This is a genomic window from Halomonas halmophila, from assembly GCF_006540005.1.
Lineage (GTDB): Bacteria > Pseudomonadota > Gammaproteobacteria > Pseudomonadales > Halomonadaceae > Halomonas > Halomonas halmophila.
Window position 1 is genome coordinate 1 of the sequence record NZ_BJOC01000032.1, and the last position, 13,574, is coordinate 13,574.

14 protein-coding genes are annotated in these 13,574 nt (G+C 63.9%); 7 read left to right on the forward strand and 7 right to left on the reverse strand.

Annotated features, from left to right (window positions below):
- Positions 1–99: 99 nt before the first annotated feature.
- Both HHA01_RS11545 and rsgA read right to left on the reverse strand, forming a co-directional pair.
- On the reverse strand, positions 100–930 hold the full coding sequence (locus HHA01_RS11545; protein WP_141320847.1) for a sulfurtransferase: 831 nt from the start codon (positions 928–930) through the stop codon (positions 100–102).
- Positions 931–963: 33 nt separating this feature from the next.
- Positions 964–2,031: a small ribosomal subunit biogenesis GTPase RsgA gene (gene rsgA, locus HHA01_RS11550; RefSeq protein WP_141320849.1), complete on the reverse strand. Its 1,068-nt coding sequence runs from the start codon at positions 2,029–2,031 to the stop codon at positions 964–966.
- Positions 2,032–2,126: 95 nt separating this feature from the next.
- On the opposite strand from rsgA, the gene orn reads away from it, so the two are divergent.
- The gene (gene orn, locus HHA01_RS11555; protein ID WP_373862944.1) at positions 2,127–2,711 is read left to right on the forward strand and encodes an oligoribonuclease; all 585 of its coding nucleotides are present in this window, start codon (positions 2,127–2,129) and stop codon (positions 2,709–2,711) included.
- A gap of 59 nt (positions 2,712–2,770) precedes the next feature.
- Here orn and HHA01_RS11560 read toward each other — a convergent pair whose 3' ends face one another.
- On the reverse strand, positions 2,771–3,574 hold the full coding sequence (locus HHA01_RS11560) for an SIMPL domain-containing protein (RefSeq protein WP_141320853.1): 804 nt from the start codon (positions 3,572–3,574) through the stop codon (positions 2,771–2,773).
- Between the two features lie 197 nt (positions 3,575–3,771).
- Here HHA01_RS11560 and HHA01_RS11565 point away from each other — a divergent pair, with 197 nt between their 5' ends.
- On the forward strand, positions 3,772–4,881 hold the full coding sequence (locus HHA01_RS11565; protein WP_141320855.1) for an AI-2E family transporter: 1,110 nt from the start codon (positions 3,772–3,774) through the stop codon (positions 4,879–4,881).
- Positions 4,882–4,973: 92 nt separating this feature from the next.
- Here the strand turns inward: HHA01_RS11565 and trxA are convergent, their stop codons facing one another.
- A complete protein-coding gene (gene trxA, locus HHA01_RS11570) occupies positions 4,974–5,297 on the reverse strand; it encodes a thioredoxin (protein WP_141320856.1) in 324 nt (107 codons plus the stop codon).
- Positions 5,298–5,339: 42 nt separating this feature from the next.
- The gene (locus HHA01_RS15025; protein ID WP_281285701.1) at positions 5,340–5,471 is read right to left on the reverse strand and encodes a hypothetical protein; all 132 of its coding nucleotides are present in this window, start codon (positions 5,469–5,471) and stop codon (positions 5,340–5,342) included.
- A 97-nt stretch (positions 5,472–5,568) separates the two neighbouring features.
- On the opposite strand from HHA01_RS15025, the gene cysB reads away from it, so the two are divergent.
- Positions 5,569–6,540, forward strand: coding sequence for an HTH-type transcriptional regulator CysB (gene cysB, locus HHA01_RS11575; protein WP_141320858.1), 972 nt, complete (start codon positions 5,569–5,571; stop codon positions 6,538–6,540).
- Between the two features lie 83 nt (positions 6,541–6,623).
- Here cysB and HHA01_RS11580 read toward each other — a convergent pair whose 3' ends face one another.
- Both HHA01_RS11580 and pabB read right to left on the reverse strand, forming a co-directional pair.
- Positions 6,624–7,244, reverse strand: coding sequence for a phosphoadenosine phosphosulfate reductase domain-containing protein (locus tag HHA01_RS11580; protein WP_141320860.1), 621 nt, complete (start codon positions 7,242–7,244; stop codon positions 6,624–6,626).
- A gap of 119 nt (positions 7,245–7,363) precedes the next feature.
- Positions 7,364–8,713, reverse strand: coding sequence for an aminodeoxychorismate synthase component I (pabB, locus tag HHA01_RS11585; RefSeq protein WP_141320862.1), 1,350 nt, complete (start codon positions 8,711–8,713; stop codon positions 7,364–7,366).
- Positions 8,714–8,924: 211 nt separating this feature from the next.
- Between pabB and HHA01_RS11590 the strand changes: the two genes are divergently transcribed.
- From HHA01_RS11590 to prpD, 4 genes are all read left to right on the forward strand, one after another.
- Complete coding sequence (locus HHA01_RS11590; RefSeq protein WP_141320863.1) at positions 8,925–9,644, forward strand: GntR family transcriptional regulator; 720 nt, start codon at positions 8,925–8,927, stop codon at positions 9,642–9,644.
- Between the two features lie 66 nt (positions 9,645–9,710).
- Positions 9,711–10,595: a methylisocitrate lyase gene (gene prpB / locus HHA01_RS11595; RefSeq protein ID WP_141320864.1), complete on the forward strand. Its 885-nt coding sequence runs from the start codon at positions 9,711–9,713 to the stop codon at positions 10,593–10,595.
- Between the two features lie 55 nt (positions 10,596–10,650).
- Positions 10,651–11,778 (forward strand): bifunctional 2-methylcitrate synthase/citrate synthase, encoded by a 1,128-nt coding sequence (gene prpC / locus HHA01_RS11600; protein WP_141320865.1) that lies wholly within the window; start codon positions 10,651–10,653, stop codon positions 11,776–11,778.
- A 171-nt stretch (positions 11,779–11,949) separates the two neighbouring features.
- Positions 11,950–13,434, forward strand: coding sequence for a 2-methylcitrate dehydratase (prpD, locus tag HHA01_RS11605; RefSeq protein WP_141320866.1), 1,485 nt, complete (start codon positions 11,950–11,952; stop codon positions 13,432–13,434).
- Positions 13,435–13,574 lie beyond the last annotated feature (140 nt).

A 13,574-nucleotide genomic window follows, 5' to 3' on the forward strand; every position in this document is an offset into this window, starting at 1 on the left:
GCCTTCCTTCTTCCTTCTTCCTTCTTCCTTCTTCCTTCTTCCTTCTTCCTTCTTCCTTCTTCCTTCTTCCTTCTTCCTTCTTACTTCTTACTTCTATTCTCATGCCTTCTCGATCGGTGTGTCGTCGCGGTTGCCCCATTCCTTCCAGGAACCGGCGTAGCCGCGCATCCTGAGGCCCAGCGCCTTGCCGACCAGCCAGGTGAAGCCGCTGCGGTGGTGGGTCTGGCAGTGGGTGACGATGTCCATGTCCGTGGTCAGACCCAGGGCGTCCAGCTCGGTGACCAGTTCGGCGTAGTCGCGTATGCGCAGCTGACGCTCCGGGTCCATGGCGCGGGTCCAGTCGAAGTTGACCGCGCCGGGAATATGGCCGAGACGCTGGTTGTCGCCCTTGTGGCCGAGGTATTCGTCGCGGCTGCGGGCGTCCCAGATGGCCAGGTTCGTGTCCTCGAGCCGCTCGATGATCTCGTGGCGGTCGATGGCGGCCTCGGGGTGGCGAAATTCGGCCGTGTACTCGCTGGGGCTCGGCGTCACGGTGTCGGTCGCGACGGGGAGTTCGGCGGCGCGCCAGGCCTGGATGCCGCCATTGAGATAGGAGTAGCGTCCATGACCCAGCAGCTCCAGGGTCCACAGCAGCCGGCCGGCCCAGCCGCCGCCTTCATCGTCATAGGCCACCACATGGGTATCCCGGGTCAGGCCGAGGGACGAGAACAGCTGTGACAGCGCCTCCGCCGACGGCACTTCGTTGGGTACCTCGCCGGTGCCCGCCAGCAGGCGGCGATGATCCAGGTAGACGGCGCCGGGCACGTGTCCCTGGGCGTGACTTTCGGCCTTCAGCGGCACATCGATGATCAGCAGCTCCGATGCATCCAGGTGGGCCGCCAGCTCTTCCGGCTCGATGATCAGTGGCAAGAGGTTGTCTTCGGAACTCATGGCATTCTCCTGGCAAGAGAGGCCCTGATGGCCTCATCCTTGATGGTTCTCGAGGCTATCGACGATACGCCGATAACTGGCGAAACGGTCAGCATGAATGTCGCCACTCTCCACGGCGGCCAGCAGGGCGCAGCCGGGCTCGGCGCGGTGGCGGCAGTCGCGGAAGCGGCAGTGGCCGAGGTGGTCACGGAATTCTATGAAGCCGTCGGCGACCTGGTCGGCGCTCAGATGGGTCAGGCCGAACTCGCGAATGCCGGGTGAGTCGATCAGCTCCCCGGGGCTGTCCGTACCTTCGGGCTGTGCCCCGTCGGCGTCCGCCGCGGGAGATTGCCGGAGGCGGTAGAGCCGCGCCGTGGTGGTGGTATGGGTGCCCTTGCGGCTATCGGTGGAGAGGTCGCCGATGCGCAGGTCCTCTTCGGGCAGCAAGCGGTCGATGAGCGAGGACTTGCCGACGCCACTCTGGCCGACAAAGACCGAGGTCCGGCCATGCAACTGGTCAAGCAGGGCGTCGAGCCCGGTGTCCCGGGCCGTGGTGGTGGTGATCACTGGGTAGCCGAGCCCGGCGTAGCGATCCAGCAGGGCGCGCAGCTCGCCGCCCTCGGCGGGCAGCAGGTCGACCTTGTTGAGCACCAGCACCGGGGCGATGCCGGTTGCCTCGGCCGCCACCAGATAGCGGTCGATCAGGTTGGCATGGGGTTCCGGCTCGACGGCGAAAACGATGAGGATCTGGTCGATGCCGGCGGCCACGGGCTTCAGACGGCCCCGTGGGTCGGGGCGTTGCAGAAGACTGTGGCGGGGTTCCCGGGCGACCACGACGCCACTGCCATCCTCGCCGGCCCGCCAGATGACATGATCGCCGGTCACCAGGCCATCGAGGTTGGCACGCAGGTGGCAGCGCACCGCCTGGCCTCCGTGGGCCGGCGCTACTTCCAGGCTGCGACCGAAATGAGCGATGACTCGTCCCGGCTGCTCGGGGCCGTATTCGCCCGCGGCGAGACGCTCGGTATCCGTTGTGTCGCGCTGCCTGGCCCGCTTGGCGCGTTCGGCCTGGGTCTTTTCGATGCGCCAGCGTTGCTGGCGGCTCAACTTGCGTTTGCTCATGATGGCCCGAAGGTCGGTACAATGGGGCTATTGTACTCACCCATCCGCCCGGCTGTCGTCAGCCGCGCGACTGCCAAGGAGCACTTATGTCCGCCATGAACGATGCACCGGATCCGCGCGCTCAGCGCCTGATCTGGATCGACCTGGAGATGACCGGACTCGACCCGGAGCGCGAGCGCATCATCGAGGTGGCCACCCTGGTTACCGATGCCGACCTCGAGGTCGTGGCGGAGGGGCCGGTGGTCGCCGTACATCAGCCCGACAGCCTGCTGGATGGCATGGATGACTGGAACCAGAAGACGCATGCTGGCTCCGGGCTGATCGATCGCGTGCGTGCCAGCGATGTCGACACGGCCGAGGCCGAACGACGCACGCTGGCGTTTCTGCGCGAGCACGTGGCGGCTGGAGCCTCACCGATGTGCGGCAACAGCGTGCATCAGGACCGGCGCTTCCTGGAACGCGAGATGCCGGAGCTGCTGGCCTTCTTTCATTATCGCAATCTGGATGTCTCGACCCTCAAGGAGCTGGCCAAGCGCTGGAATCCGGGCGCCTTGGTCGGCTTCAGCAAGCGCAACGTGCACCTGGCGATGGATGACATCAAGGAATCCATCGCTGAGCTGTCGCATTATCGCCGCACCTTCCTGAAGCTGGATGATGAGCAGGGGGATGAAGAGGAGTGACGCTCATCGCCTCGCCAGGGCGGGCAGGTCGCATGGAAGGCCTGCCCGCGTCTCTTGGGTCATTCGGCCGGGCGGATTTCCCAGCTGACGCTGACCATGGCATCCAGGGTGATGGTTCCGGGGCGGTACTCGGCATTCGAACCGCCACTTTCAGTTGCGGCATCGGCGCTCATGGCCATCATGCGGGGTTGATAAACCGGCGAACGGTTTTCGCTGACACTGATGACCGGCCCCAGTTCGATGCCCAGGGTGTCGGCCATGAGCTCGGCTTTGTGTCGAGCCTTCTCCAGGGCCTGGGTCAGCGCCTTGTCGCTGGCCACGCCGGGGTTCGACAGGTCATAGGTGACCCCATCCAGGGCATTGACGCCGGCCCGGGTCAGGGCATCGAGCATCATCGGCAACTTGTCGAGGTCGGCGATGTCGATTTCGAAGGGGCGTTCCAGACGCGTGCGGGTCATGCGTGAGCCCTCGGCGCCCTCTTTCTGGCGAACCTGAATCGTCTCGGGCTGAACCCGTAGCGAGCCGGCATTGATGGCATCCCGCTCGAGGCCTGCTTCTTCCAGAGTCTCGATCAGGCGGGCGGCACGTTCCTCCAGGCGTTGACGAGCCTTGCTCAGGGCTTCCGGGCTGGTACTGGTGTCATCGCGTTGGGCGATGGCCGGCGTGAGCTCCCAGAGTCGGGCACTCAGGGTGGCCTCGTCGGGCACCACCTGGATTTCGGACTGTGCCTGGACGTCGAGTCGTTTGTGCGGTGCTTCCTGCTGTGCCGAGGCGACCACGGGCATCGCGAGTAGAGGGCTGGACAGCAGCAGAATGGACAATAGAGCGCCGGGGAATCGGGTGTGTCGACGAACCTGTGTCATGGCATCTTCCTTGTGGCAAATGGTGTATGAGTTTTGAACCGGCAGTACCGTTGAGGGTTCCCTGATCGAGCGCCCAGGCCTGCATCTTGTCGATTTGCTGCATGATTGCGGGGCTGTCGCGCACTCGGGTGTATTGTGCCGCGGTTCGCCAGTCGTCATCATGACTTCATCCCTGACGATTGGCGGAGAGCAGCAGCATGGACCTCGGTGACGACGAACGAAGCTCCACCATACCCCTCAACCTGACGCTGGCGCTGGCGGCATTGGTGGTCATCATCGCCGGCATGCGGGCGGGGTCGGGCCTGCTGGTGCCGGTAATCCTGTCCCTGTTCATCGCCGTGGTCTGCACCGGCCCGGTGCGCTGGCTTCAAGGGCTGGGCGTGGGCCAGCGTCTGGCGGTGTGGATCACCCTGATCGTGATCGGCGGCCTGTTTTCCTTGCTGGGTATCCTGCTGGTCAACAGTTTCGGTACATTCGTCGAGGAGCTGCCCAACATTCAGCAGAAACTCTTTCAGTACTATCTCGGCATCATCGATGGCCTGGGCCGGCTGGGGCTGGGAGTGGACAGCCAGTCGGTGTCCGAACTGGTCGATGCCGAGAAGTTCGGCAACTGGTTGCCAGCCCTGTTGAGCCAGTTGGGCAACCTGATGATGCAGAGCGTGGTGGTGGCGCTGCTGGTCACTTTTCTGTTGTTCGAGACCCTCAACTTTCGCGACAAGGTTTCGCGCGCCTTGGTCAATCCGGCCCCTAGCCTGAGCCGTTTTCGCGAGTTCAGCCTGACGCTGAAACGCTATCTGGCCGTCAAGACGCTGATCAGCCTGGCCACGGGTACCCTGATCTGGGTGGCCTGCCAGTTGATTGGCGTCAAGTTCCCGCTGCTGTGGGCCGTGCTGGCTTTCGCCCTCAACTACATTCCCAACATCGGTTCGGCGATCGCGGCCGTGCCCCCCGTGCTGTTGCTGATCGTGACACCGGATGGCGGGCTCTTCAAGGCTCTGCTGCTGAGTGGTGCCTACCTGGGCGTCAATTTCGTGCTCGGCAACATCATCGAGCCGCGAGTCATGGGGCGGGCACTGGGGTTATCGACCTTCGTGGCCTTCCTGTCGCTGGTCGTCTGGGGCTGGATCTTCGGTGTGGTCGGCATGCTGCTGTCGGTGGTCCTGACCATGACGCTCAAGATTGCCCTGGACAGCCATCCGCAGACGCGCTGGATGGCCCACCTGCTGGGGCCCGGCAAGACGCCTATCGAACAGGCGGACCGGCCGCTGTCCGAGCGGGTCGGGCAGATGCGTAACCGCAAGCGCTGAGGCCCGCTGTCTGCCCCCTAAACGCCAAGCCCCCGAAGTCCGACTTCGGGGGCTTGATGAGAGGCCGGCCTTCCAGGAGAAGCGGCTCTGGATCAGGCGTTCTGCTCGATGAACTGTGACAGTTGTGACTTGGACTGTGCACCGACCAGTGAAGCGACCTTGGCACCGGACTTGAACAGCATCACGGTCGGTACGCCGCGCACGCCCTGTTCGGCGGCGATTTCCGGCGCGTCGTCCACATTGATGCTGACGATCTTGAGGCTGCCATCGCGCTCATCGGCGACCTCTTCGACCACCGGTGCCATGACCTTGCAAGGACCGCACCAGGGAGCCCAGAACTTAAGCAGGACCGGTGTATCGGCGTTCAGGACTTCCTGCTCGAAGTTGGCGTTGGTGACATCGACGTTATTGGCCATGGGATTCTCCAGTTACTACGTTGCGCGGTATCGCGCGGAATATCAGGCATGACAAGCATGCTGGTTGCATCGATGGTAGCGGTCGACCGGTGCGCTGGCAAATCCGCGTGCCCCGTGCAGGGCATCGCCGTCCGGGTGAGTGACGCCATTGTCGATATGCGATAAGGTAATCATGAACATGATTCTTATGCCACCATGAGCTCTTTATCGAGCCGATCGAGCGCTTTCATCAAGCGTCAGCGATGGTTCCGGCACCCAAGGGAGTAGCGCCATGAAGCTCCAGCAGTTGAGATATATCTGGGAGGTGTCACGTCACAACCTCAATGTGTCGGCTACCGCGCAGAGCCTCTATACATCGCAGCCCGGCATTTCCAAGCAGATCCGGCTGCTCGAGGATGAGCTGGGGGTCGAGATCTTCGCGCGCAGTGGCAAGCACCTGACCCGCGTCACCCCGGCCGGTGCGTCGATCATCGAGCTGGCCGGTGAAGTGCTGCGCCTGACCGACAACATCAAGGAGGTGTCGCAGGAGCACAGCGACGAGCGTCGCGGCAGCCTGTCGATCGCCACGACGCATACCCAGGCGCGCTATGCACTGCCGCCGGTGATCCGTGGCTTCACGGGCAAATACCCGGATGTCGCCCTGCACATGCAGCAGGGGACGCCGCGCCAGATTGCGCAGATGGTTAGTGATGGCCAGGCGGATTTCGCGATCTGCACCGAGTCGCTGGATCTCTTCCAGGACCTGGTCCTGCTGCCGTGCTATCGCTGGAACCGCTGTGTCCTGGTGCCACGTGATCACCCCCTGGCGCAGGTCGAGACCCTGACCCTGAAGGCGCTCGCCGAGCATCCGCTGGTGACCTATGTATTTGGCTTCACCGGCCGTTCGCAGCTTGACGAGGCGTTTCGTCGCGAGGGGCTGACTCCCAATGTGGTACTCACGGCGGCCGACTCGGACGTGATCAAGACCTATGTACGCCTCGGCATGGGCGTCGGCATCGTTGCCCACATGGCGGTCGCTCCCGGGGAGGATGATGACCTGGTGGCGCTGGATGCCAGCCACCTGTTCGCCAGCTCGACGACCAAGATCGGCATACGCCGCGGCACCTTCATGCGCGGCTACATGTATGACTTCCTCAAGGCCTTCGCCGACCATCTGGACCGTGATCTGGTCGAGGTGGCGCTGGAAGCCGGGCCGCGCCACGAGGATGCCCTGTTCGACGATATCGAACTGCCGGTGCGTTGAAACACGGCGCCGGCATGTCGAAAAGCACAAGGCCCGTCCAGGTGGACGGGCCTTGGTGCATCACGCTAGCGGAGCGGGGGCCATCAGTGTTGCAGGTGCAGCCCGCATTCGCGCTTTTCTTCGACCTTGGTCGGATCGAAGTAGTCGAATTCGTTGGGCAGGTCATGCGCCTGCAGATATCGGTAGAGGTCGCGGCTGGTCCAGTGCAGCAGCGGGGCGACCTTGAGCAGGCCATCGGCGTTGCGCGATACCGCCTGCATGCGGGCGCGCTCGGGGGTGTCCTCGGCGCGCAGCGCGGTGAACCAGACATCGGGAGCCATTTCGCGCAGGGCGCGATTGAAGGGCTCGAGCTTGACCTCTTCGGTGAAGGCCGCATGGCGCGGATCCTCGATCCCCGGTACCAGGCCGTCGACGGCCTCGCGGTGGGCGCGTGAACGCTTCGGCAGATAGGTGATCAGGTTCAGGCCCAGACGCTTGGCCAGGTCATCGGCAAACCGGTAGGTGGCCGCGGTGTTGTAGCCGTGGTCCATCCAGACGACCGGGATGTCCGGACGCTGGCGCGCCACCATGTGCAGGATGACCGCCTCGAAAGGGCGAAAGTTGGTGGTGCAGATCGGCCGGTCGCCCTGCTCCAGTGCCCAGCGAATCAAGGCTTCCGGATCATTGCCAAGGTCGCGATTGATGATGTCGAGTTGCGGCTCCATAGGGATGCTCCCGGATGGTGGCGTTCAATATGGAGGCCACATTAGCAGAGCCGTCAGCGGCTTCCCCAATACCGATTCATTGGATGTATATTCCCTGTGGGCTTAAGAAGGGCGTAGCCTTATTCCTCGAGGTGTTGTTGATCGTCGCTCAGGGCCCTCATCAGGTGACGGATCTTGTCGAGGGTCTCGGTGTACTCGGCTTCGCCCCGGGAGTCGGCGACCAGGCCGCCACCGCCCCAGATATGCAGGTGTCCGGCATCGGCCACGGCCGTGCGAATGGCGATCGAGGTATCCATACGGCCGCGCACGTCGACATAGCCCAGGCTTCCGCAGTAGGCACTGCGTGCCGAGGGTTCCAGCTCGTCGATGATCTGCATGGCGCGCACCTTGGGGGCGCCGGTGATGGAGCCACCGGGGAAGGCGGCCGAGAGCAGTTCCAGCGGTGAGTGCCGATCATCCAGCTCGCCGGTGACCACGCTTACCAGATGATGCACATTGGCATAGCTCTCCAGGGAGCAGAGCTGGGGCACGCGCACGCTACCCGGTCGGCACACGCGCCCCAGGTCGTTGCGCAGCAGGTCGACGATCATCACGTTTTCCGCGCGATCCTTGAGGCTGTGTGTCAGGGCCTCGGCAAAGGCGCGGTCCTGTTCCACGGTCTGGCCGCGCGGGCGTGTGCCCTTGATCGGGCGGGTCTCCACATGCCCGTCGGCGCATTGCAGGAAACGTTCCGGCGAGAGTGACAGGATGGCCTGATCCTCCCAGGCGATGAAGCCGGCGAAGGGCGTGGGAGTGGCCTGTCGCAGCCGGCAGTAGGCCTGCCATAGATCGCCCTGATAAGGCGCGCTGAAACGCTGTGCGAGGTTGATCTGATAACAGTCGCCGGCGCGAATGTAGTACTGCACGCGGGCGAAGCGCGCCAGGTACTCCTGACGACTCATTTCGGGCTGAAAGCCGCCGGTCAGCTGGAAGGGGGCCAGGGCCGGCGGTGTCGCCTGCAGCCATGACATGACCTGCCGGCCCCGCTCGGGGGAGGCGACCAGCCAGGTTTGCTGCTGGTGGTGATCCTGAATGATCGCCCAGTCATACAGGCCGACGCGGCTGTCCGGCAGGTCGGCGACCCTGGCGGCCTTGCCCTGCGTCGGCTCCAGCCGGTGGCCCAGGTCGTAGCTCCAGTAACCGATCAGGCCGCCGAGAAACGGCAGGTCGCTGGTGGGCACAGCGTCGGGCAGGCGTTCGAGCAGCGCCTTCTGTGCCTGGAAGGGGTCGGAGCTGTCGCTGCCTCGCCGGGATGGCTGCGGCGCGAAGGTCTCCAGCGGGTCGCTGGACATGATGTCGTATCGTCCCCCCGGGGCACTCGGGCGGCCGCTGTCGAGCAATACGGCTCCGGACCTGTGGCGCAGCGGCGCGAAGGTCTCCAGAGGTGAGCTCCGGTATGGCAGTGGGGTGATCTCGAGTGGTGATGTCATGGCGGCGCCTTACCTCAACAGGCGCCTCATTCTAGGCATCTTGAGGGCGTTTGTCCCTGCCTCCCGAGCCGGGATGATCAACGCAGGCGTAGCGGGGTCCGTGAAAGGTTGTCTACAACTAAACGCCAACCCTGGTCGGCGTTTCGAGCATTGACCGCCCATGGGCCGCCGGCTAGAGTGCCATTATTCACTTAATTGTCGACAATCAATCATGACCATTGCCCCGACCACCACCGAGCCGGCCTCGGAAGTTCGCACCCTGGCGGAGCGCGTCTTCCAACAGCTGCAGGACGCCATCGTGCGCGGCGAGCTGGCGCCCGGCAGCAAGATCACCGAGCCCGGGCTGGCGCAATCCTATGGCATCTCGCGCGGCCCACTGCGCGAAGCCATGCGGCGTCTCGAGGCGCATCGTCTGATCGAGCGCGTACCGCATGTCGGCGCGCGCGTGGTCAAGTTGTCGATCAAGGAGCTGCTCGAGCTGTTCGATGTACGCGAGGCGCTGGAGAGCATGGCGGCGCGTCTAGCGGCCGAGTCGATGAGTGCCGAGGAAATTGCCGGGCTGCGCGACGTGCTGGCAGTGCACGAACGCCAGGCGGACCTGCAGCGTGGCGAGGCCTACTACCAGCGGGAGGGCGATCTCGACTTCCACTATCGCATTGTCCAGGGCAGTCACAACCGCATGCTGATGGGGCTGCTGTGCGACGACCTGTATTACCTGGTGCGCATGTATCGCACCCAGTTCAGTGCCAGCGGCTCCAGGCCACAGCGCGCCTTTGTCGAGCATCATCGCATCGTGGATGCCATCGAGGCGGGGGATGCCGAGCTGGCCGAGCTGCTCATGCGTCGCCACGTCAGTGCGTCGCGTGAAAATGTCGTCGAGCGCTATGCGCGCACCCTGGACGCTGACGCGGTTGCCGACACGGCCCGCTGAAGCGCGGTGCCGGCAGCCTGCCAGCCTTCGGCCGCGCCCTCCCACACCCAGCACAGGAGATTTGCCATGACCCAGTCAACGCCCGGTGCGCGCTTTCGCGCCGCCCTGGCCGCCAGCCAGCCGCTCCCCGTCGTGGGGACCATCAATGCCTATACGGCGATGATGGCCGAGCGTGTCGGTCACCAGGCCGTCTATCTGTCGGGCGGCGGGGTAGCCAATGCCTCCTTCGGCCTGCCCGACCTGGGCATGACCACCATGAATGATGTCGTGGAAGATGCCCACCGCATCTGTGGTGCCACCGATCTGCCCCTGCTGGTGGATATCGACACGGGCTGGGGCGGGGCCTTCAACATCGCGCGCACCGTCAAGGAAATGCAGCGCGCCGGCGTCGCCGCGGTACACCTGGAGGATCAGGTGGCCCAAAAGCGCTGCGGTCATCGGCCCAACAAGGCGATCGTGTCTCGCGATGAAATGGTGGATCGCATCAAGGCGGCATCCGACGCGCGGATCGATCCGGCGTTCTACCTGATCGCGCGCACCGATGCGTTTCAGAAGGAGGGCCTGGACGCCGCCATCGAGCGCGCCAATGCCTGTATCGAGGCTGGTGCCGATGCCATCTTCGCCGAGGCGGTGCATACCCTGGAAGATTATCGAGCCTTCTGCGAGCGCGTCGATGCGCCGATCCTGGCCAACATCACCGAATTCGGGGCCACGCCGCTGTTTTCCCAGCAGGAGCTCGCCGAGGTGGGCTGCCGGATCGTGCTCTATCCGTTGTCGGCCTTCCGTGCCATGAACGCGGCGGCGCTGAATGTCTACCGCAGCATCCTGGATAACGGCCATCAGCGCGATGTGCTGGATCAGATGCAGAGCCGTGACGAGCTCTATGACTTCCTCAATTATCATGACTTCGAGCGCAAGCTCGATGACCTGTTCGCGGATCAGGATGGGTAGTCGTCATCGCCCGCATGACAACGACACGCCTCGCTCACCAAAAGGAGAGACGACCATGGCAGATACATCGAACAACGGCGCCGGCCTGCGCGGCCAGAGTGCCGGCAGCACTGCCCTTTGCACCGTCGGCAAGAGCGGTGCCGGCCTGACCTATCGAGGATTCGATATTGCCGAGCTCGCCGACAAGGCCCGCTTCGAGGAGGTGGCCTATCTGCTGCTCAAGGGCAAGCTGCCCAATCAGACCGAACTCGACGCCTATGTTGCCAGGCTCCAGCGCCTGCGCGGGCTGCCGGATGCCCTGAAATCCGTGCTCGAACAGATCCCGGCCGATGCTCACCCCATGGACGTGATGCGTACCGGTGCTTCCATGCTCGGCAACCTGGAGACCGAACACGGCTTCGAGGAACAACAGGATGTGGCCGATCGTCTGCTGGCGGCGCTGCCCTCGATCATCTGCTACTGGTACCGCTATTCCCATGATGGTGTGCGCATCGCCACCGAGACGGATGATCTCTCCGTGGGTGGGCACTTTCTGCAGATGCTGCATGGCGAGCCGGCTTCCGAGCTGCATGCCCGGGTGATGAACATTTCGTTGATTCTCTATGCCGAGCATGAATTCAATGCCTCGACCTTCACGGCGCGGGTCTGCGCTTCCACGCTGTCGGACATGCATTCCTGCGTGACCGGAGCCATCGGCTCGCTGCGCGGCCCCCTGCACGGCGGTGCCAACGAGGCGGCCATGGCCATGATCGAAGACTGGCAGTCGCCGGAGGAAGCCGAGCGCGAGCTGCTCGGCATGCTGGAGCGCAAGGAGAAGGTCATGGGCTTCGGCCATGCCATCTATCGCGACTCGGACCCGCGCAACGCCATCATCAAGCACTGGTCGCGCAAGCTGGCCGAGGACGTGGGCGACAGCGTGCTGTATCCGGTCTCGGAACGCGTCGAGGCGGTCATGTGGCGCGAGAAGAAGCTGTTCTGCAACGCCGACTTCTTCCACGCCAGCGCCTACCACTTCATGGGCATTCCGACCAAGCTGTTCACCCCGATCTTCGTCTGCTCGCGGGTCACCGGCTGGTGTGCGCATGTCTTCGAACAGCGCGAGAACAATCGTATCATCCGCCCGAGCGCCGACTATACCGGGCCGGAGCACAGCGAGTGGGTGCCGATCGAGGAACGTGACTGACGCTGGTCATCCATCGGTGGGGGACGGGCCGCGGTGTGCCTGGATCAGCCTTGCGGTACCCCACGACTCGGCGCCGAGGCCCGTGAGCCCAGTGCCCTCAAGACGACCATGAACCGCAACGCCCGGGTGCGGGTTCCCGCGGCGACATTCGAAACATGACAGGAGATCGGGATGAGCCAGACCGTCGAAAGCAATGTGCGCCCGGATTATGATTCGGAACTCTGCAGGATCGCCGACTATGTGCTGGAGTATCGCATCGACAGCGCTGAAGCACTGGATACGGCACGCTACTGTCTGATGGATACCCTGGGCTGCGGCCTGCTGGCATTGCGCTTTCCCGAGTGCACCAAACATCTGGGGCCCTTGGTCGAAGGTACCCTGGTGCCTCATGGTTCACGCGTCCCCGGTACGCCGCATCGACTGGACCCGGTCAAGGCCGCCTGGGATATCGGTGCCACCATCCGGTGGCTGGATTACAACGATACCTGGCTGGCGGCCGAGTGGGGGCACCCCTCGGACAACCTGGGTGCCATTCTGGCGGTGGCCGATCACCTGTCGCAGAAGCGTGTCGCCCAGGGTGAGTCGCCCTTGACCATGCGCGACGTGCTCGAGGCGATGGTCATGGCCCACGAGATCCAGGGCGTGCTGGCGCTGGACAACTCCTTCAATCGGGTGGGGCTCGACCATGTGGTACTGGTGAAGGTGGCATCGACCGCCGTGGCGGTGCGCATGATGGGTGGCGATCGCGAGCAGTTGCTGTCCGCGCTCTCGCATGCCTGGGCCGATGGACAGAGCCTGAGGACCTATCGTCATGCGCCCAACGCCGGGTCGCGCAAGAGCTGGGCGGCAGGCGATGCGACCTCGCGGGGCGTGCGCCTGGCGGACATCGCCATGCGTGACGAGATGGGGATTCCGGGCGTGCTCAGTGCGCCGCAATGGGGCTTCTATGACGTAGCTTTCAGTCACGCCAACAAGGACCTGTCGCTCAAGCCGGTGGAGGAGCGCAGGTTCACCTTCCAGCGCGACCTGGGCACCTACACCATGGAAAACGTGCTGTTCAAGATCTCCTTCCCGGCCGAGTTTCATGCCCAGACGGCATGCGAGGCCGCGGTGACGTTGCACCCACAAGTCAAGGACCGACTGGACGAGATCGATCGCATCGTGCTGACGACGCATGACTCGGCCATTCGCATCATCTCCAAGTCGGGGGCGCTCGCCAATCCGGCCGACAGGGATCATTGCCTGCAATACATGACGGCGGTGCCTCTGATCTTCGGCAGCCTGGTGGCCGAGCACTACGAGGATGACTTTCATGCGGCGCACCCGGTCATCGACCGATTGCGTGAAAGGATGGAGGTCGTGGAAGACGAGCGATATTCCCGCGACTATTACGATCCCGAGTGTCGCTCGATCGCCAATGCTATCCAGGTGTTCTTCAAGGACGGCAGCAGTACCGACCAGGTAGCGGTGGAGTATCCGATCGGTCACCGTCGTCGGCGGGAAGAGGGCATGCCCGTGCTCGAGGAGAAATTCCGGCGCAACCTGGCGACCCGCTTTCCTGCCCGGCGTTGCGACAGGATCCTGTCGCTGTGCCAGGACCAGGCTCGACTCGAGGCCACTTCTGTACACGACTTCGTTGACCTGTTCGTGATCTGATGTCGCCGAGGGGGAGGGCAACCCCTCATGCCGGGGCTGAAAACCGGCCCCGGCGGCATCGGACATATCATGTCGTGTCGATGCACGAATCGGCATGGCGAGATCGACGCGACTGGGCTATATTTTTTTCGCGGCAGGGC